We start from the raw sequence: 20009 nt of genomic DNA on the forward strand, positions 1-20009 counted from the left end.
CATTAGTGAAAAAATAGATGGCTTTTTTGATTTTATCGCATCGCTGATGCGAGTATGTAAGCTTCTTAGTTGTTACAACCTGGCCCATCGATAACGATGCTGCCGTCCGGCCCGACCCGATAAGTGGCGTTGTTAAAAGCGCACATTACTTTTAGTATTTTCTCCAATTCTTCACCCTGGATGGATGTGCCGGTAAAACGGCAGTCCTTCAATTTTGCATTACCGAAACTGATCTTCACATTGAAGTGCTGTCGCAATTGTGCAATAGCCTCACCAAAGCTCACATCTTCAAAATGCAGGTCACTTTGCTGCCACGCAATCACCGCTGCGACATCAACAGTTGCCTGTAAAGCTTCCTCTTTCAAGGTGTTGAAACTGATCTGCTGGTGAGGGCGAAGTATACCCAGCAATTCATCACCGTTGGCAACGCTCACCTTACCGCGGGTCACCGTAACCTGGATAGTATGTTTGCCTTTGTCCTCCTTGATATTAAATGCGGTACCCAACACTTTTGTCAGCAGGTTACCGGTGTGAATAATAAAGGGTTTGGAAGCGTCATGGTGAATATCAAAATATGCTTCACCGGAGAGGTAAACCTCCCTTGTCCGGCCATTGAATTTTTCAGGATACTTTAACTCAGACCCGGCATTGATCCACACCCGGCTACCATCAGCGAGCGTAATTGCCTTTTTTTGGTTAATGGGGGCTTGGAGCGCTGTGAGTTGTACAGGATTAAAGAGGTTTTGCAGTAACGGCCATTCCAGGTACAAGGTACAACCGATCAGTAACACCGCTGCGGCAGCTGCAACGCTTTGCCACCACCAACGCTTGCTTTGCGGCAGCGGCACAACTTTAACCTCCGCCTGGCGAATGGTGCTGTTAATGTCGCTGAATACACTGGAAAGCCACTGATCTTTCCCTGATTCATCCAGACTTTGCCATTCCTGATTGGGGCTACCATGCTCCTCCAGCCAGCGTTCCACCAGCTGGTTTTCTTTCTGCGTGGTCTCGCCCTTTAAGTAGCGATCCAGTAAAGCGACTATTTGTTGGCGACTCATTTGCTATCCGTTTCGCAGTAGTCGTTTGAGGTGCCATTTAGTACTATTGGGAAAATGATTTTTTTTAGGCAAGCATCGTAACGATAATGACCCAGGATCGGTAATGCCCGTTTGAATAGGGAACATGGACGCCTTATTCAGGAAAGCCAGAACATGAATGCGACGGCGGATGCGCCTGCCAATGAAGTCCGGAGATGTTTTAATGCAGTAGAAAGCTGGTTTTTGACCGTCTGTTCGGAAATCTGCAATTTGTCGGCAATTTCTGTAATACTTAAATTTTCTTCCCGGCTCAACAAATAAACTTCTTTCACGCGCGGAGATAACTGATTCAGCGATGTCTCGATAATGTGGGTTATTTCTTTTGCCGCTATTTCCTGCTCAATCGTAATTCCATAGTCGACAGCGAGCGAATCTACCATTGCTGCGTACTCCTCGCGAGTGATGTTTTTCCGAATTTTATCAATTATGCGATAGCGGGCGAGTTTAAACAGGTATGCTTTTAAATCGCGGTCAACTTTCAATTCTTTCCTTTCCTGCCAGAGCTTTACAAAAATGTCGTGAATAATATCCCTGCTATCCTCCAAATCAAATAATTTGGAACTTGCAAAACCTACCAACACAGCTGCATATCGACCGTAAATTTCGGAAAAGGCACTGCTATCGTCTTTTTTTAAAAGATCGATCAATTGCAAATCGGTGAAGGTTGAATAGGTCGACATGTATTGTTCCTTGTTGCCAGCTTAGCGGCTTACACCTTGTATTTCCTATAAATAGTTATGCATAAATTAGCTAGAGGACCGTTCGACCAAACCCAAAGTCGACATCAACTCCCGGGCTGCTACCGCACCGGCACGATTGGCTCCAATAGTGGACGCAGACGGACCGTATCCCGGTAAATGGATGCGGGGTTCTTTTGCGACCATCGTTGCCAGCCGACCAGACATGATAATGCCACCGGTTTCTTCCCCGGGTAAAACGGCTTTCAAATGGTCCAGCGCCCCTCGAAAGCCGGTGTTCCAGAGAATGACATCGGCCTTCTCTTCCCTCCCATCTTCCCATTTAACACCGTCGCTGGTGATCTCGCTGAACATCGGAAAGCGGTTCAGTACGCCCCTGCGTCTCATGTCTACCACTTCCGGCGAAAGAGGCAGCCCGGTAACGGAAACGACAGATGAAGGTAGCAGACCGCTTCTCACCCTTTCTTCCACCATCGCCACGGCATTATGGCCGGCCACATCATCAAAAGGGCCTTCTCTAAAAACGGGCGGGCGGCGGGTGACCCAGATCGTAGCGGTCACTTTTGAAATCTGGTCGAGTAATTGGATTGCAGATATACCAGCGCCGACCACTACAACGCGCTTTCCCTTGAAATAGTCGGCAGTTTTAAAATCTTTTGTATGCAGCTGTTCACCCATGAATAGGTCGGCTCCCGGATAGGCAGGAATGTAAGGGTTTTCCCATGTACCGGTGGCGTTAATGATCCCCATTGCTGAAAACAGCGTTTTCGACGAGTCTATGTAGAACCGGTCATTGTGGAGGTACACATTTTCTACTTTCACCGGGCGAAATACCCGGATGCCGAATTTTTGCTCGTAAAGGTCGAAGTAATGAGGCACGGCAATGCTGGCTTGCACAGTCGCGCTGGCCTTATCGAGCGTTTCTTCGAAAGCCATTCCCGGCAGATCATGGATCTTGTTTACAGTACTAAGCGTAAGCGATGGCCAACGATATTGCCACGCACCACCCGCTGCCGAAGCCGCGTCGAGTACTATGAAATCAGGTCCAATCTCCAACCCCAACTTCTTCAAATGATAAGCTGCGGCCAGGCCGGCCTGGCCTGCACCGATGACCATGATTTTTGTCTTGTATCGAATTCTATCTGACATTTATAACTTTTTATGCCCGGCGAAAGCGAAGGTTACTTTGCCGGCGCGGATATCGCGACCACTGAGTCGGTTTGGAAAGATACCAAATGGGGAGGTAGGATACCGGGAAGAGAGTTTTCACTATCTCAGGATAGACAGCCGAGCGGGAATGGCCCGTCCGGCTGTCTATTCTTGACTGACATTAGATCAACACCTTGCGCTTACCGCGCAATAAATTCCAGGATATCCTTATTGATCGTATCAGCTTCCGTTGTCGGCATTCCGTGCGGAAAGCCTGGATAAGTTATCAATGTACCATTCTTTAAAAGCTTGATCGCTTTCAATGCGGTTATTTGATAAGGTACAATCTGATCATCCTCCCCGTGCAGAACCAGTACGGGAACATCTACATTTCTTAGATCATCGGTAAAGTCCGTCGCAGAAAAAGCCTGAATGCATTCGTAATGCGCCAGTATACTTCCCATCATACCTTGTCGCCACCAATTGTCGCGCACACCTTGTTTCTCTACTGCTCCCGGCCGGTTATATCCGTAAAAAGCATTTGAAAAATCTTTGAAGTACTGTGGCCTGTCAGTAGCAGTCAGCAGCCGGATTTCATCGAACACGCCCATTGGTACACCATCCGGGTTGCTTTCCGTCTGCACCATGATCGGCGTCACGGCACTCACCAGCACGGCCTTTGCCACCCTTCCCTTCCCGTGCTTGTTGACATAGTGGATCACTTCTCCACCACCTGTCGAATGGCCGACATGTATGGCATCTTTCAGGTCAAGGTGTGCTGCGAGCTCAGCTACATCGGCAGCATAGGTATCCATCTCATGTCCTTGAAATGTTTGCGAAGACCGGCCATGCCCGCGGCGATCATGAGCAATTACGCGGAAGCCTTTTTGAAGGAAAAACATCATCTGATTGTCCCAATCATCCCCGGAAAGTGGCCAGCCATGATGAAAAACAATGGGCTGCCCCGTACCCCAATCCTTGTAAAACATCTCGGCCCCATCCCTTAATTTCAGCGTGCTCATACTTGTTTTAATTTAGAAGTGAAAAATTATCACCTGCAATAACGTAAGAATCGCTTCATATTTCAAAGACGTAAGTCATTTCAACCGGGCTCAACGGACCGGGGACCGCAAGCTGGCTGTCACGAGAATTCGATATAGAATTCTCTTTTCAAGGTACAAATAGCTCATCCACTGAAAGGTACTTTTAATGCGCTTGTCGGGCCAGTGCCAGCGCCGGCGGTCAGGGACCTATCTGCTAAATGTTGAGGTTTTCAAAAATATTTTCTACCATAGAAAACCTGACTAACTTAGGGAATCTATTCTAAGTTACAAACCTCTATCACCCTTAAATCAGACACATGGCCTTTAAACCGCTTGGAAAACAGCAGTACTATCTCATCGCCAAACATAGCGGCAAAGCTCTTGGATTCACCTCCAACACCCTTGGCAATGGACTTCGTCAACTGACACTCGACCCTAAGAACAACCTTCAGAAATTCCGTTTTGACCCTAGTATTAATTTCCATTGGCTTGTATTGGCTCATTATGACCGCTATGTAGCTATTCACAACAGTTCGCAGGAAGACGGCGTACCGGTCATCTTATGGCAATGGGAGCCGACTCAGGAAAATATCCGCTTCCGCCTGGAGCCGGCTGGTGGCGGTTATTATCGCGTAAAAGCAGTCCATAGCGAGAAATTTTTCGATGTATATCTTGCGAAAACGACTGATGATGCCGGCGTGGTACAACATTCTTTGATGGCATCAGACAACCAACTTTTTAAACCAGTACCTGTGATAGACCAGGCGGTGGGGGCTAGTGCCACATCGTATGCTGAGGTGAATGAAATGATCCGGACCGGAGCACTGGGTCTGATAGGTTTGATTCCTGACGGTGGGGGTGCACTTAAATTTCTGGTAGGATTGTTCTGGACCGAGCACAATAAACTGGCAGATCTTTGGGACCAGATGAAAAGCTACGTGGATCTCCGTATACGCGAACTGCTCAAAGAGGCACAACTGAAACAATTAAGGGAAATGCTGGCAGGACAGTTGAAAGTGCTCAATGAAATCAAAAATTCCCCTGGTTTAAAAGGGGCGAAACTCGAAGAGGTGATTCTGAAGATAGTGGAAAAAGAACCGCATTTTCTCGAGCAATCCAAAGAAGTATTGCCTTATATGGTAGGACTAGGCACAATCATGATCACGTTAAGACATATGATGGTAGCCAATTATAAAGACCTGTTCGGTAAAGATCCAGATCAGGAGACACTTGATTCTAATAAAACCAAGTTAAGGAATAGTATAAAGGAGTACTCAGATGCTGTAAATAAAAGTAAAGCAGAACTGCTGGAATGGCGGATGACCCATGTGAAAGAGCGGAACGACGACCAACGGGCAGGTGTGGGATGGACATCTACCGTGCAGGATACGTATGATGGTTGGTCCATGCAATGGCATTTATATGAAAACGGTAACGGTGACGAAGATTACAAAGAACGTGCACAGAACGCTGTACAGCAGCGCAGAAACCAGGTTAAGATACAATATGAATCTGAGCTGAACGAGTTTTTGCGCGCAGCCAAATTCTGGCCCTATTTTGACCCCGGATCAACCCCATATACGGAAACGATCATTAAAAAAGAAGTCGGTTCCTTTGGCGGGCCGTATTCACATAATCCCTTTACAGGTGTGGATGGAAAACCGATCACAAAAATTATCGCCTACTCCAACAAAGCAAGTACGCTGTGTGGGCTCGAGGTTTTCTATGATGGTAAATCGTCTGGCTTGAAAGGTACCAGGGGTACCAATTCGAATAGCATCGTTTTGGAGGAAGGCGAGTATATTACCAGTGTGTACGGGTACCTTCGCAACTTTGTTGAAGGGGTTTGGTTTACCACCCAAAAAGGGAATACGACAGGCGCCGGCAATCAGGCCCCCCATTACGCACGCCACTTCTTTTGTGCTGATATTGCTGACAGTTTTAACCCGAAGCTGGCAAAGATCTCCGGTTCATACAACGGCGATACGATAGAACACCTCACCTTCCACTGGGAATATATTGATTAGCTCTCAGGGAAAAGTTTTACTACTGTCATAGGGGAAGGTTTTACCTAATCAAGGCAGGGCCTTCCTCGACTGGTTGAAGCCGAAAATTTATGTAGTAGCGTGCCGCCGCCACGGTTCTTCTTCATGTGACAGTTAAAATAGCCGCTTCGGCGATCCGATCATTTCGAGTCTTATCCCGCACCCTCCTGAATCCGGGAAAACTTACATCCTGAACTCGGACATTCCCTGATTTTTTTTGCATTTTCTTGTAACCTTGTTTCAAAAAGGGAGTTTCCAGTTTTAGTTTAAAACTGATGCAGCAAAGGAGCCCAATATTTAAACATGGCTCCGCCTGTATAGCAGAGCGTAATCATTCCAACGACCCAGATGAAACTCTCAAAGAAAACCGTTCATGCTATCCTATTCCAGCTATTATTGACAGTAAATGTAAAAGCCCAGGATATTAATCGTAAACTGGATCTTTACTTCACTCGGCTGGCTAGTAATCAAAAATTTAGCGGCAACATATTAGTGGCCGACAAAGGCAAAGTGGTGTATGAAAAATCCTTTGGTCATGCCGACTTTTCGACTCACACACCCAATACAAAGAGGATATCTTTTCCAATCGCCTCTATTTCCAAAACCTTCACAGCAACAGGTATTCTTCAACTTGCCGAACAAGGCAAACTAAAAGTTAACGACCCTGTAAAAAAGTACTTGTCCGATTTTCCTTACCCACAGATTACGATCCAACATCTACTCTCTCATTGTTCGGGAATGCCGCCTTACAATGCTTATCTGAATCCCGTTAAAGTGAAAGAGCCAGACAAAATATTCACTAACATGGATGTTCTGCCGGCAATGGCAGCGAGTAACACCCCATTAATTTATGAACCTGGCGAAAGGGGCAATTACGACAATGTCAATTATGTCATGCTGGCCTTGCTCATTGAACACCTTTCTGGTATGACTTATGCTGATTATATACAGCGTAAAGTACTTGATCCCGCTGGCATGAAACACACCCTATTTCTGCCTCTTTCCCAACAGTTTAATACTGACACTCTGCGTCATTTTTCCTTCCCGCACCTGTATCTTCATTTATATGATCAAGCCCCCGTTAAATGTAATGCCATTCCCTACGTTCAAAGCTATTGGAGGACATTCTCTCTTTGGGGGTTTGGAGATTATGTAAGTACAGTTGGCGATTTACTGCAATACGATGAAGCCTTGTACAGCGATCGGTTGCTGAGACGTGAAACATTACATCAAGCCTTCGAACCAGTTACCCTGACAAACGGCAAGCTCCATCCCGATTTATTTGGCCTGGGTTGGGAAATTGAAAAAGACACTGTCTTGGGAAAAACCGTCTACCATAGCGGAGCGGCTGTCGGTTTGAGCTGCGTCATAATGCGAAATATAACCAGGCATCAAACGGTTGTTGTCTTCGATAATACCCACACTAATGCCCACGCCATTGGGACAAAAGTTCTAGGGATCTTAAACGGCCAGCCGGTGGAATCACCCAAAATAAGTATTGCACGTGTTTACGGGCAGGCTCTTTCAAAACGGGGTATCGATGCCGCCAAAGCAGTGTTTGAAAAGCTCAGAAAAGACACACTCAATTACTATCTGGATGAAAAGGAGTTGAATCAATTGGGATACGATTTTCTCGGAAAAGACAACCCGTACCATTTGCCTGAATCACACAGATTTCAAGAGGCGCTAGAGACATTTAAACTGAATGCTGAACTGTTTCCTTCAAGCTGGAATGTCTACGACAGTTTGGGAGAAGCACTTTTGACCGTCGGCAGAACGGAGGAAGCAGCAACAATGTACCAAAAGTCGCTCAAACTCAATCCAAATAACGAGAGTGGAATCAAGGCATTAGAAGCGATAGAAAAAAATAGGTAGTATAAAGGGGATCCGTTTAAGGGCATTGTTGTCATCGTCCATGGATTTAACTCTCACAGCGGGTATTATCAATGGGTGGCGGAACAGCTAACCTCAAACGGGTATGAAACCTACGCGATCGATCTGAGAGGGCGTGGAAATTCCACCTAGTGCCGCATGCGCATGTGCTTAAATTGAAGAACGAAGACTTTTCCCGGGACCAGGCAGTCGTTGCGTCCCCGATCTGTTCTGCAAACATCCGCTTGCCTCCCGCATGCACCGATACCGCTTTTTCTCCTTTTCCGTATCCGAAGCGCTGTTCCCCTCTGAAAAGAGAAGCGTATAATTAAGTCGGTGTTTGAATCGATAGCCGCGGAACCGGGAACACAGATTGACCATTTCAGCCAGGACGTCCTCGTCTCGCAGATCGAGCTGTTGCTTCACCATTGTAATCGCTTTTACAACCGGCAATTTCTGACACGTAACGTGATTTACCACGATCTGATTGACTTTTCACAGAAGCTCGTAATCTTCCTTTTTACTACAACCTCGCGACTTTTGGATACATCCGCTAATTGACATCGGCGGAACTTTGTATCAACAACAGCGAGAAAAATATGGACTTAAAGAATAGCACTATCCTGATCACAGGTGGAACCAGCGGGATAGGTTTGGAACTTGTCAAGCAACTTACCGAGCAAGGGTCAACAATCATCGTTACAGGTCGTAAACAAGAGGCCTTAAATGATACCAAGAGGCGGTTCCCTAAAATACACGTCTTTCAGAGCGATGTAAGCGATCCGCAAGACATTGAGCGCCTCTATAAAGAGGTGACACAACAATTCCCTAATCTGAATATGATCGTTAACAATGCGGGTGAAATGCGGTTGCTTGACGTTCAGGACGCCAGTAAGGACCTGGAAAACATCACCCGTGAGATCGATATCAATCTTACGGGAACGATCCGGATGGTTCATCAATTTTTGCCGCACTTGCTGAGGAAGCCTTCTGCGGCGATTGTGAATGTTTCATCTGCCATTGCTTTCATGCCTTACTCCACCGCTCCGGTTTACAGCGCTTCAAAAGCAGGGGTTCATGCTTACTCCTTGGCACTGCGCCTGCAATTAAAGAAAACCAGTGTTAAGGTATTCGAATTGGTCCCCCCGGGCGTCAATACCAATCTGCAAAATGATTGGGTGCTGCCACCGAATCCAAGCCAAATGATGGATGTGGATAAGCTGGTGAATGTCGCCGTGAAAGGGTTGATGAACGACACACCCGAGATCAAGCCATTCCTGGTCGGCGTGATCAAATTTTTAAGCCGTTTGATTCCCAATCAATTGATGAAAATGGGGCACAGGGAATTTGAAAAATTCAAAAGACTGAATAATCAACAATAAAAAATCAGGTATAAAGAAATCAAAATTTGCCCTTAGTTAAATCATGATCAAAACCATAGCTTCCGCTGTGCTGCTACTTATTTCGGTAACGCTCAGCTTCAAACATGCCTGGGATACCCTACATTACAAAAACAATCCGGAATCCGTTAAGATGATGGAAAGCTTAGGGATCAGCGAAACGCTCATTCCATATCTGGCTTGTGTGGCCATAGCGGTCGGTGTACTTTTGCTCATCCCCGGCACCTTTTTCCTGGGCAATATGCTCAATGCGGTCCTGATTGTTATGATCATGGGGCTGGCGCTGCGAGCGGGAAATTACCGCATGGCGTTGTTGGAGATCCCGTTTCTAGCCATACCATTGGTGATGATATGGCTCAAATATCCGTTTAAGTTAAAATAACCCGCAGGATGGCAAACAGCAAACCCTACCGGATCAGCTCCATCACGGAAATACACCGTTTGATGGGTCTCCCTAAACCCCATCACCCGCTGATCAGCATCGTTGACCTGAAAGGCCTGAAGAATGATACAGGCATAAAGGCGGTGGTTTTCGATTTGTACGTAATATCTATGAAAAGAGGATGTGACGGCTTACATTACGGGCAACAAAAATACGACTTTGACGAAGGGCTTATGGCCTTTTTGTCTCCCGGCCAGATCTTGCGCGGCGAGGAGAACGGTGTACCGGAAGGTCTCGAGGGCTGGATGCTTTTCGTACACCCCGACTTTCTTTGGACCACTTCGCTTGCCAGCAAAATCAAGCGGTACGAATTCTTCGGCTACGCGACCCATGAAGCGCTGTTCCTGTCAGACAAGGAAGAAATCGTGATCAATGACCTGATCAAAAATATTAAAGCCGAATACTATTCCAATATGGATAAGTTCAGCCAGGACATTATTATCTCGTATCTGGAGACCTTACTGAAATACGCCGAACGTTTTTACCAGCGTCAGTTCATCACCCGAAGAATCACCAACCACCAGGTCCTGGACAAGGTGGAGGAGATCTTAACAGCCTATTTAAGCGACGAAGACCTGCTTTCCGAAGGACTGCCGACCGTTGGATATTTTGCCGATGCTTTGAACATATCCTCCAAGTATTTAAGTAGCCTGCTGAAACAACTGACCGGCCAGACGATGCAACAGATCATCCACGAGAAACTGATCGAGAAGGCAAAAGAGCAATTATCTACAACCACCATGTCGGTCAGCGAGATTGCATATGGCCTGGGTTTCGAGCATCCTCAGTCTTTCAATAAGTTATTTAAAAGCAAGACCAAGCAAAGCCCGTTGGATTTCCGGCAGTCCTTCAATTGAAATACTCATGCCTCACCTCATTTTTTACCATATGATAAAAAGATGCCCGATGATGCGTACTATTTTTAAGTGATGGAAGCACTGATAAATCTTATCCTGCAATTTGGTGACCTGAACAAACAGCAGATCGAGTTTTTGCTGAGCAAGGTCGAAATGCTCGAATTTAAAAAAGACGACTACCTGTCGGAAGCCGGGAAGGTGCCCCGGTATGTGGCGTTCGTGCTGGAAGGCGTGTTCCGCTTTTGCTATTATAACAACCGCGGCGAAGAGATCACCAATTATTTTGTGGACGAAGGCAACTTTGTGGTCGATAACGAAAAATTCGAATCGCAGATCGTAGCGTCCGAATATGTGCAGGCCGTTACCGACTGCAAGGTACTGGCTTTCAATAAAAAGAACTGGGACCAGATATCCGGCACCATTGTCGGCTGGGAAATGATGAAGGCCAACATGGTAAAGAAATGCCTTACGTTGGCCATGGAGCGGCGTAGTCCCCTGGTTTCAGAAGACGCCACCACGCGTTACTTGTCGTTCATCGAAGCGTTCCCCAACCTGATCAACCGCATCCCGCTTTCATACGTGGCTTCATACCTGGGCATCACCCAGCAATCGCTCAGCCGCATACGCCGTAACATCCGCTAGCGGCGCTTTTTACCAAATGATAAACGCTTTTTTGTTGCAGTTTTCAACCTTTGCTTATCCATTTAAAAGTAATAAAGATGAGCAAAAAGATCGTATTGATAACCGGGACAAATAGTGGCTTTGGCTGGCTTACCGCCCACACTGTAGCCGCCTTAGGGCATCAGGTATACGCCACCATGCGCGATACGCAGGGCCGGAATGCCGATAAAGCCCAAGCCCTTGCTGCCCTGGAAAATGTGACGGTTTTGGACGTTACCCTGACCGACGAGCAGAGCGTGAAGCAGGCCGTCGAAACCATTCTAGATAGAGAAGGCGCTATCGATGTGCTGGTAAACAACGCCGGTTATGCCATGGGCGGTGTGGCCGAGAGCTTTACCACGGCCGATGTGCACACCACTTTTGATATCAACGTTTATGCCCCCTGGCGACTGATCAAGCAGGTACTGCCCGCTATGCGTAAACAGGCCGACGGACTGATCATCAACGTGACCAGCGGCTTCGGGCGGGTATCGTTCCCGTTCGCTACCATTTACGCGGCCTCCAAATTTGCGCTGGAAGGCATCAGCGAAGGCCTGCATTACGAGGTGAAGCGATTAGGCATTGATGTCGTGGTTTTGGAGCCAGGCGCTTTCCCGACCGAAATGCAGCAAAAGAACAACCCCGCATCTGATCAGGGGGTATCGGAGGGGTACGGCGCCATTGCTGATATGCCCGATAAAATGATAGCCGCACTGGGCGGAGAAATGCAGGCTAAAAACCCTGACCCGCAGGACGTGGCCGACGCCATTGTCAAACTGATCGGCACGCCCAAGGGCACACGGCCATTACGCACCGTGGTAGACCCGATCACCGGCCCATACATTGAAGCCGCCAACCAGGCCGTAGCCGAACAATTTGCCAAAGGGTTGGCCGTGTTCGGGATGGGTGAGTTATTGTAAGCGGAACGGATCTAATGAGATCGGCAGTGGCGTGAGCTACTGCCGTTTTTTGTTTCCAGCTGGGTGGATCAGTTCAACGTACTGCGATATTTTGAGGGCATCAAGTTGGTTTTTGATTTAAAAAGCCTGCTAAATGACTGCGAGTGTTCGAAGCCGAGCAGAAACGCAATTTCGTTGACAGTTGTACTTGGGCTTACGCGTCAGGAACTGCCGTGTATAAAAGCGGTCGGAATACGCAGTAGTTCGCAGTGGATTGTTCAAAAACAAAACCTACCGTTCACAAACGGACGCCCCCTTAAACAAACTCAACTACAACAGCCTCATATATAACACATTATACTCGGTAAAGTTTTGGCACATTATTTTCTCCACAAATATTGATTTTGTGATCAGCCGCTTATCGAAGAGATAGAAGGCGATCTGCTGGAACGCTTTCATCGCAGGCTGCACCAGGTGGGAGAACGGCAGGCCCGGCACCAATTCATCCTGGAATCCTTTGGTTTCCTTTTGTCTGTTGCTTTTAAACGCAAATTCAAAACTACTGCTTTCAGCCCACCTTTTTACAACCCGGATATGCACAACAGATATTTCAAACAATTCGGAAGGAGGCTATTCCGCGAGAAAACGTATACGCTTCTGAACATGGTGGGCCTCGCTGCCGGCCTGATCAGCTTTGCATTCATTGCACTTTGGGTAAATGACGAGCTGGGCTTCGATAAATTCAATGCGAATTATGAGCGTATCATGCGTGTAACAACGGTTAAAGACACCGAAAGGGGTAGTATTGAATCAGCAAGGTCCAGCGCGCCCGTTGCTCAGGCGCTACTCGAAGGGTATGAGGAAATAGAAAGCACCGTGCGTTTGGAGCGCAAAGAAGAAATCGTACAGCACAATGGGCAGCAAACCTTGCAGCCGGGTATCCTGCTAACGGAACCTTCATTCTTCAATGTTTTTAGCTATAAGCTGATCAGGGGCGATGCGGCCACAGCATTAAATGATCCTTATTCTCTTGTACTGACCGAGTCCGCTGCTAAAAAGTATTTTGGGCAGACCGATCCCATCGGGAAGTCACTGCTGATTTTTCTATACGACAGTACCGGCACAGGGGCCAACTATAAAATAACCGGGCTTGCCGCCGACCCGCCCGTAAACGCACATTTCACCTTTTCCATGCTGGGTTCTTTTAAAACGATCGAGGCCCGCAGACCTGAGCTCTCTTCGACCGAAGGCTGGAAGGACAGCCGGTTTTACACCTACCTGCTGCTGAAAAACAATGTCCATATTGCACGATTTATTGAAAAAATCGGCCGGTTAAAGGGTGTTCCTGCTGCACCTCAACCCAAAATCTCAACGGACGCTTATCATTTTAAACTGCAAGCCCTGAAAGACATCCATCTTTCGTCTTCCCTCGAAAATGAACTGAGTGCCAACGGTAGTATGGAACAGATTTACATTTTCTCTACCATTGGTTTATTGATCCTTTTTTTAGCAGGGATCAATTACACCAATCTGGCTACGGCGCGTTCGGTGGGCAGGGCCAGAGAAGTGGGAGTCAAGAAGGTAATTGGCGCGTCAAAAACACAGCTCATTTTTCAGTATTTGTCAGAGTCGGTAATGATTGCCCTGATTGCGTTGGCGCTGGCATTAGGGGTCTCCTTTTTCATCGAGCCTGCTTTTTTATCTGTCACAGGCAAAGACCTTTCGCTGTTTTCCTCCCCGTCCTTGTTGCTATTCCTTGCGGGGGTAGCGGTCTTTCTCGGGCTCCTTTCCGGCGCTTATCCCGCCTTCCTATTGGCCGGTTTCAAACCGCTGGCGATTTTGAGAGGTTCTTTCAAGTCGAGCGGGAAAGGGGTTTTGCTTCGCCAATCGCTGATTGTATCCCAGTTTGTGATCACCTTGATCCTGGTGATCAGTATCGTTGTCATCTATTCGCAAATGTCCTATATAAAACATAAAGACCTGGGCTATAACAAGGATGCGCTGATCATGATACGCCTGAACGGCAATGCGGATGTGGTAAAGGGATACAGCGCGTTTAAAAACGAACTGATGGCAAGTCCGTTTGTGAGTGGCCTGGCCAGTTCCAATTCATTTGAGATCAGGGGCCTGGAATCTGGAAATGCAAGATTAACGGGCAGCCAGGGCGAGTCCGTACGAATGAACACATCGAGTGTCCGGGTAGATGCTGACTACCTGGCGGTTTATGGCCTGAAATTACTGGCTGGAAGGAATATCGCGGATGTAGGTGCTGGCGGCAAAGTTCGACAGGTCGTACTGAACGAAACGGCGGTCGCGAAAGCAGGCTGGAAAAATCCGGAAGATGCGATCGGGCGTTCGTTTGAAATGGATAATCAGCCCGGGGAGGTTGTCGGTGTCGTCAGAGACTTTCATTTCAATTCGTTACAACACACTATTCCCCCTTTGGCGATGTTGGGCCATAACCAATATTTTTCAAGGATCACCATCAAGATCGATCCCCGGAAGGTCAGCCAGTCCATAGGGCTTATCCGGCGCGCCTGGTCCGAACATTTCCCCGTCGCCTTGCTGGACTATGATTTTATTGATCAGCAGGTTAAGGAGCAGTACCTTGCCGAAGAGCGTTTTTCAAGCATCATTCTGTATTTTTCGGCATTGTCGCTGCTGATCGCGTGCCTTGGATTGTATGGTCTGATTGCGTTCACTTCTTCTCAAAAAACCAAGGAGATCAGCATCCGCAAAACACTGGGCGCGACTGTGAACGGTATTGCAGTGCTGTTGTCAAAAGATTATCTGAAACCGGTGGTCCTGGCGGGTTGCATTGCCATGCCGATTGCCTGGCATCTGATGCAAAACTGGCTACAAAATTTCTCTTACCGGATCGATATCGCCTGGTGGATGCTTGGAGCACCTTTGCTGCTGGTTTCGGTGCTTGCCGTCATCACCGTCAGTTTCCAGAGCATCAAAGCCGCGCTGGTGAACCCGGTCGAGCATTTGAGAAGCGAGTAAAATGCTGGCAGACGGTTATTCTTTACAGAGCGAAAGCAGTTCGAAATAATCATCGGCTCTCCCGCTACTTTTTCGGGTAATACTCCACAAGATCAATGTAATCGGATGCCTGGCGACGATCATACAAAGTAGAAACTGCATTACGCAGCGTTTGATCGAAAAATTCACGCGTATACCTGCACGTGGCCTGCAATACCCGCAGAGCTAGTGCTGCCTTGGCAGCGCTTTCGGCCTGCAACAACGGTAAATCACTGAAACTCATATGGCTGGTGCTATCGAACCGGAGTAGCACATGAAAACTACCTCCGGTAGCGGCCAGCGCACGCTTTTTGTTATTGCGCAAACTGTCCACAAGCCTGTTCAGCTCTGCAAGCGTCATATCCAAAGAGGCTGCATCTTTCTCATCCGGTGATACATTGCGGACCCTTTCAAAAAGCAAGAAGGTCTGCCCCATTCCTCTACCGTCTGCTGCCAGATAAAATGGTTGCATCATAGCTACGCCATCCTGATCTGCGCAGCTTTTGATGCGTGTATCGAGCTGACAGGCCCGGGCTGCCGCGCGGCCTCCCGAAGAGTGCCCCATAGCGCCCACCCGCGCCAGATCCATATGCCCGGCGATAGGCGTTGTTGCCGACGGCTTTCCGTTATTAATAGCAAATAGCTGGTCCAATGCAAAACGAATATCTGCGGCCCACCATTCAATCCGTTGATTTTCATAGGCGATATGCTGCTGCTCGGTGCTGCCGGCAGCTTTCCGTCGTTTGGTTTCAGAAGTTATCTGCTTACCATCCGAAAAGGATACAAGCCAGGCATCGTATGGGTGCGAAAGTGCTACTACAACATACCCGTGGCTTGCCAGGTCCTCGATTTGTGCTGTATACAACTGAGTGATCATCCCCATTCCGTGTGAAAAGAAGATTACCGGGGCCTGCCTCAGGCGGCGATTAAAAGGGGCGTTCTCCCTCGCATGTGTGCGAATCGAGCCTGACCGGATTGGTGCCGCACCATGGTCACCCACAAAAGATGATAGCCCCGTCTCACCAAGGGCGCGCTTAATTGCAGCAGTATCCAGGTAAGGCACTAATACCTGACTGGATTGGTCAGCAGGATACCATATGTCTGCCACAATGCGCCGACTGCCGGGCTCCCCAGCCAGGATCTCTTGCCTGGAAGTGTCAGTCCATTCAAATCTGCAATGCCCGATTTCGGACTTCCCGGACGGCAAAGGAAGGTCTTGCGCACGCATAGACAAGGAGCGCCAGAAAAATATCATCAGCAAGCTAAGAAGGGGGTATACTCGCACTGGCTTTTTCATAATAGGGCTTGTTGAACACCTTCGTTAATTCACTTTCACTTTAACAATAAATATACGGAGTCTGATTTTACGAACCTCCGATCCCGGTTCATGGAACTGCCCCGCTGCCTGGGGCAGTAGTTACGAGTCGGCCCTCCCCAGTGGGAACTTTGAAAAAGCGATGTTTATGGCCATGAAAGGCACCGCAGGCAGATAGTGTAAGGGTAAGCCTTGGACTTGGCGGACGGGGCGGGACCAAACTCACTAAAAATCCGGAAGGTTTTTTTACAGAATGCACCGAGAGTCCCATGGACGAGGGTTTTCATTATTACCATCTTAATGTAGATGGAGGAACCTTTAATGATCCGGGTACACCGAACTATTACGGCTTTTCGGCTACTATACACTACTCAGCGAAGGTGTGTATCACCCGAGGATCTGAAAGACAAAACCAAACCTAAGCTCGTTTTCCTCAGTGCAGGTAGTAAAGAAAAGCCCGACGGCGTGAGAAATGCAGCTTCTGCGCTGAAAACGGCTGGATATAATTCGGTTTCATACGTTTCCGAGGGCACAGCGCATGAGTTTCTTACAGTTTGCAAGGAGGCGATAAAGTGCTTAATGAAACGGTCTTGCCTGAAAATCAAAAATGGTTGCTTGTCGGCCTTCGGCGTGTTTTGTTTGAGCAGATGTAGCTCATTGAATTCATACACTTCTGTCTGTTGTAATTATTGAAACAATCTAAAATACGATTATTGGTAGTCTATCTACCACGGAATCCGATGGTCAATGTTGCCGAGTTCTCCATACTTTGATATACAAAATTGCCGGAAACCGGGCATGCATTACCTACCGGAAGTTTTCGAGCGCGACCTTCCGTCGGATCCGACTCAAACTTTCCGGCTTCATACCCAGGAAAGATGCAATGTATTGGACGGGCACATTGTGCAGTATTTCCGGGTGCGAGGCGATAAGCTTGCGGTACCGTTGCTCGGCATTGAGGCTGGCAAGTTCCTTTGACCGATTTTCATTGTAAGTAATGGAGTGCTGAAAAACGGATATGCTGAAATCCTTCATTACGGGGCTGGAAGCGATCAGCTGGTCCAGTTCCGGTTTGGTAATTCTTAGGAGCTCGCATTCAGTAATGCATTCAACATTTTCGCCCGAGACGGTTTGGGCAATAAAATGGCCATAAGACGTAAAAAAACCTGGGGGGCAGTTAATGTGTGTCGTCACTTCGTCCCCATTCTCATGATAGTGGAACAGACGCAAGAAGCCGGACACGATGTAGTACAAGTATTTAGGAACGGCCCCCTGCTCCTCAATGACCCGGTTCTTGGGAAAAAGCACAGGATCAAATGCCTTCCGGATCAGAATTACTTCTGGTTCCGGAAGTGCATGATATTGTTTGATAAAATCGATGAGTTTGTTGTGCATTGACCGTCGCTTGATCGAGGCTTTCAATATAAGCAAAACTATTGAAGCAGGTTCTGATGTTCCATAAGGTAGGCCAGTGCCGATTCAACAGCTTGTTCAGGTTTGCCGGGATTAAAACCGAGTTCCGTTCGCGCTTTTTCAATATCGAAATTTTGCTGCAAGCCCGAGAACATCTTTATGTCCTTTCGGGTCAGCAGGGGGGCCTTTCCAGAGAACTTCGCCGACAATTCCATCAGAGCCGCCAGGCCCAACAGCATAAATCCGGGCAAGGCTCCCGGCACTTTCAAATTCAGTTCCGGGTAAAGGCTGCCGGCCAACCGGGTTGTCTGGGTAATGCTCATACACTGCTCGTTGGCCAGGATATACCGTTCCCCCGGAAGGCCCTTTTGAGCAGCCAGGTAACACCCCTGGGCCACATCCTTGACATCGATCCAATTCAAGGTGATCTTGGTGTCGACAGGAATCTGCCTGTTCAGTATCAATTTCAAAACTCCATAAGAAACATTCAACGGGAGGGTAGCGTCCCCTCCTATCATCGCCGAGGGCAATACGGCTACTAACTCAACACCGAGCTCGTCGGCCAACCGAAACGCCAGCTGTTCGCCGTCATTTTTTGAGTTGTAATACATGTCCCGTCTCTCGGGATTGTAACCGTACCTCTCCTTAGTGGGAAGTTTCGAATAATTAAGTGCGGCAACCGAGCTTACATACACGATTCGTTTGACACCCATTTCAGCCGCAGCTTCAATCATGTTGCGTGTGCCATTCAGATTTACATCGTAGATCTCCTTTTGCGGATCCCTTGCCCAAAGCTTAAATGCTGCGCCTACCGCGTAAAACACCTCCACGCCTTCAAGTGCCTTCAATAAAGACGCCTTATCGGTAATATCGGCTTGAACTACCTCGCAATCCAACCCTAAAAGTGATGCTTTGTTTTCAATGCTGCGTATCGAAGCCCTTACCGGGATACCCCTCGATATCAACAGTCGAACCAGGTTGTTGCCCAGATGTCCGTTTGCGCCGGAAACCAGCGCTAAATTCTTTTGTCCCATTATTAATCTTTCTGATTGTTCGGGACAAAATTCAAGACTTCCGGGTCGCGAGCGCTTGACATTTGTTATTTAATCATCCGAATTATTCAAATACAGAAGCATGAGAATAAAGGATGCCTCTAACGCTGCGGTGGCGATACCAATGCTCGCTGCCAGTAAATTGGCTTAGGTCTATTCGAAAAACTGACGACTGCTGAACTAATTGAATCTACATTATCGAAATTGGGTGCTGTCCAGTGGGAAGATGACGAGCAGGTTTTATACGATTATCCCTATCGATACGGGGATTCCTTATCTGCCCGGAATGTAATCGAAAACTTTCTGGGAGCGCTTCTAAGGGAAGAAATACTATTATCACTGCAAAGCACCATGTGGTGTGCACTACAAAGCTGAGCAAGTGAATGAACCCCGGGGCGAAACAAATGTATCGACACTATTTATCAGATTTTCAACAAGTTACAAGAAAAAAAATGGGACAAATCTATTCAATTTGGACTTATCCCTTAGGGTGCTCCCGAAGGCCCAGAGTTCGAACCTTTCATTGCAAGATTTGAGAAAGCTGGCAGCATTGTTCGGCCGCCAGCTTTCCGAACCATCTACTGACGTTCCTTCGCCGCGAGGGTAACCGGGGTAAAGCAGTTGACCAGGTTACCATCAGGATCGCGAAAAAGCAGCGACCGATTGCCCCATGGCATTGTGGTCGGCGCCTGCACGAGCGCAGGCCCAAGGTAGTCAGCAAGTCGTTTGAAAAGAGAATCCACATCTTCGACGCGAAATTCAAGGATGAGCGAACGGTTTGTCGCAGGTGACGCCACGCCGTCGCCACCAAACAACTGCAGAGTTCGCGTGCTTCCAATCGCAAGTATGGCCAGCGGTGTGCGGAACTCTGCAAAATCATCCGTGTAACGGACAGCGGCGTAGCCGGTAACCTGCTCGTAAAAATCGACAAGACGGCCGATGTTGGCGGTGATAATACGGGTCGAAACAAATGTCATAAAAGGAATCGTTCAGTTTTTGGATTCCCAAAGAAATACCCGCCGGTTGACAGCCGTATGTCAGTA

General features: G+C 47.8%; 17 protein-coding genes and 3 pseudogenes. 11 read left to right on the plus strand and 9 right to left on the minus strand.

The window, feature by feature from the left end; all coding sequences use genetic code 11:
• Positions 1–65 precede the first annotated feature (65 nt).
• From J7619_RS01890 to J7619_RS01905, 4 genes are all read right to left on the minus strand, one after another.
• Positions 66–1058: a FecR domain-containing protein gene (locus J7619_RS01890; protein WP_291193357.1), complete on the minus strand. Its 993-nt coding sequence runs from the start codon at positions 1056–1058 to the stop codon at positions 66–68.
• 137 nt (positions 1059–1195) lie between these two features.
• A complete protein-coding gene (locus J7619_RS01895; protein WP_291193359.1) occupies positions 1196–1777 on the minus strand; it encodes an RNA polymerase sigma factor in 582 nt (193 codons plus the stop codon).
• A gap of 66 nt (positions 1778–1843) precedes the next feature.
• The gene (locus tag J7619_RS01900) at positions 1844–2944 is read right to left on the minus strand and encodes an NAD(P)-binding domain-containing protein (RefSeq protein WP_291193361.1); all 1101 of its coding nucleotides are present in this window, start codon (positions 2942–2944) and stop codon (positions 1844–1846) included.
• A 200-nt stretch (positions 2945–3144) separates the two neighbouring features.
• Positions 3145–3966, minus strand: a complete 822-nt coding sequence (locus tag J7619_RS01905) for an alpha/beta fold hydrolase (protein WP_291193363.1) — start codon at positions 3964–3966, stop codon at positions 3145–3147.
• A 338-nt stretch (positions 3967–4304) separates the two neighbouring features.
• Here J7619_RS01905 and J7619_RS01910 point away from each other — a divergent pair, with 338 nt between their 5' ends.
• The 8 genes from J7619_RS01910 (at position 4305) to J7619_RS01945 (ending at position 12183) form a co-directional block, all read left to right on the plus strand.
• On the plus strand, positions 4305–6014 hold the full coding sequence (locus J7619_RS01910) for an RICIN domain-containing protein (RefSeq protein WP_291193365.1): 1710 nt from the start codon (positions 4305–4307) through the stop codon (positions 6012–6014).
• Between the two features lie 366 nt (positions 6015–6380).
• On the plus strand, positions 6381–7907 hold the full coding sequence (locus J7619_RS01915) for a serine hydrolase (protein ID WP_291193367.1): 1527 nt from the start codon (positions 6381–6383) through the stop codon (positions 7905–7907).
• Between the two features lie 24 nt (positions 7908–7931).
• Positions 7932–8057 (plus strand): alpha/beta hydrolase, encoded by a 126-nt coding sequence (locus J7619_RS01920; protein WP_291196441.1) that lies wholly within the window; start codon positions 7932–7934, stop codon positions 8055–8057.
• A 446-nt stretch (positions 8058–8503) separates the two neighbouring features.
• Complete coding sequence (locus tag J7619_RS01925; protein ID WP_291193369.1) at positions 8504–9286, plus strand: SDR family oxidoreductase; 783 nt, start codon at positions 8504–8506, stop codon at positions 9284–9286.
• Positions 9287–9329: 43 nt separating this feature from the next.
• Positions 9330–9686: a hypothetical protein gene (locus tag J7619_RS01930; protein ID WP_291193371.1), complete on the plus strand. Its 357-nt coding sequence runs from the start codon at positions 9330–9332 to the stop codon at positions 9684–9686.
• Positions 9687–9694: 8 nt separating this feature from the next.
• The gene (locus tag J7619_RS01935) at positions 9695–10603 is read left to right on the plus strand and encodes an AraC family transcriptional regulator (protein WP_291193373.1); all 909 of its coding nucleotides are present in this window, start codon (positions 9695–9697) and stop codon (positions 10601–10603) included.
• A 72-nt stretch (positions 10604–10675) separates the two neighbouring features.
• Positions 10676–11245 carry a Crp/Fnr family transcriptional regulator gene (locus J7619_RS01940; RefSeq protein ID WP_291193375.1) on the plus strand — a complete coding sequence of 190 codons (570 nt, stop codon included), beginning with the start codon at positions 10676–10678 and terminating at the stop codon, positions 11243–11245.
• A gap of 77 nt (positions 11246–11322) precedes the next feature.
• Entirely contained in the window at positions 11323–12183 is an 861-nt protein-coding gene (locus J7619_RS01945) for an SDR family oxidoreductase (protein WP_291193377.1), read from the plus strand.
• Between the two features lie 68 nt (positions 12184–12251).
• Here the strand turns inward: J7619_RS01945 and J7619_RS01950 are convergent.
• Positions 12252–12362 (minus strand): annotated as a pseudogene (locus J7619_RS01950) (helix-turn-helix domain-containing protein); the annotation flags it as partial.
• 214 nt (positions 12363–12576) lie between these two features.
• On the opposite strand from J7619_RS01950, the pseudogene J7619_RS32185 reads away from it, so the two are divergent.
• A pseudogene (locus J7619_RS32185) lies at positions 12577–12702 on the plus strand (permease prefix domain 2-containing transporter); the annotation flags it as partial.
• Positions 12703–12756: 54 nt separating this feature from the next.
• Entirely contained in the window at positions 12757–15168 is a 2412-nt protein-coding gene (locus J7619_RS01955) for an ABC transporter permease (protein ID WP_291193378.1), read from the plus strand.
• 64 nt (positions 15169–15232) lie between these two features.
• Here J7619_RS01955 and J7619_RS01960 read toward each other — a convergent pair whose 3' ends face one another.
• Entirely contained in the window at positions 15233–16483 is a 1251-nt protein-coding gene (locus J7619_RS01960; protein WP_291193379.1) for a hypothetical protein, read from the minus strand.
• Between the two features lie 179 nt (positions 16484–16662).
• Here J7619_RS01960 and J7619_RS01965 point away from each other — a divergent pair.
• Positions 16663–17053, plus strand: a pseudogene (locus J7619_RS01965) (hypothetical protein); the annotation flags it as partial.
• Between the two features lie 255 nt (positions 17054–17308).
• Here the strand turns inward: J7619_RS01965 and J7619_RS01970 are convergent.
• The 3 genes from J7619_RS01970 to J7619_RS01980 all read right to left on the minus strand — a co-directional run bounded on the left by J7619_RS01970 (position 17309) and on the right by J7619_RS01980 (position 19943).
• Positions 17309–17896, minus strand: coding sequence for a Crp/Fnr family transcriptional regulator (locus J7619_RS01970; protein WP_291193380.1), 588 nt, complete (start codon positions 17894–17896; stop codon positions 17309–17311).
• A 38-nt stretch (positions 17897–17934) separates the two neighbouring features.
• Positions 17935–18948, minus strand: a complete 1014-nt coding sequence (locus J7619_RS01975; protein WP_291193382.1) for an NAD-dependent epimerase/dehydratase family protein — start codon at positions 18946–18948, stop codon at positions 17935–17937.
• Positions 18949–19544: 596 nt separating this feature from the next.
• Entirely contained in the window at positions 19545–19943 is a 399-nt protein-coding gene (locus J7619_RS01980) for a VOC family protein (protein ID WP_291193384.1), read from the minus strand.
• Between the last annotated feature and the right edge of the window lie 66 nt (positions 19944–20009).

Source organism: Dyadobacter sp., assembly GCF_017744695.1.
Lineage (GTDB): Bacteria > Bacteroidota > Bacteroidia > Cytophagales > Spirosomataceae > Dyadobacter.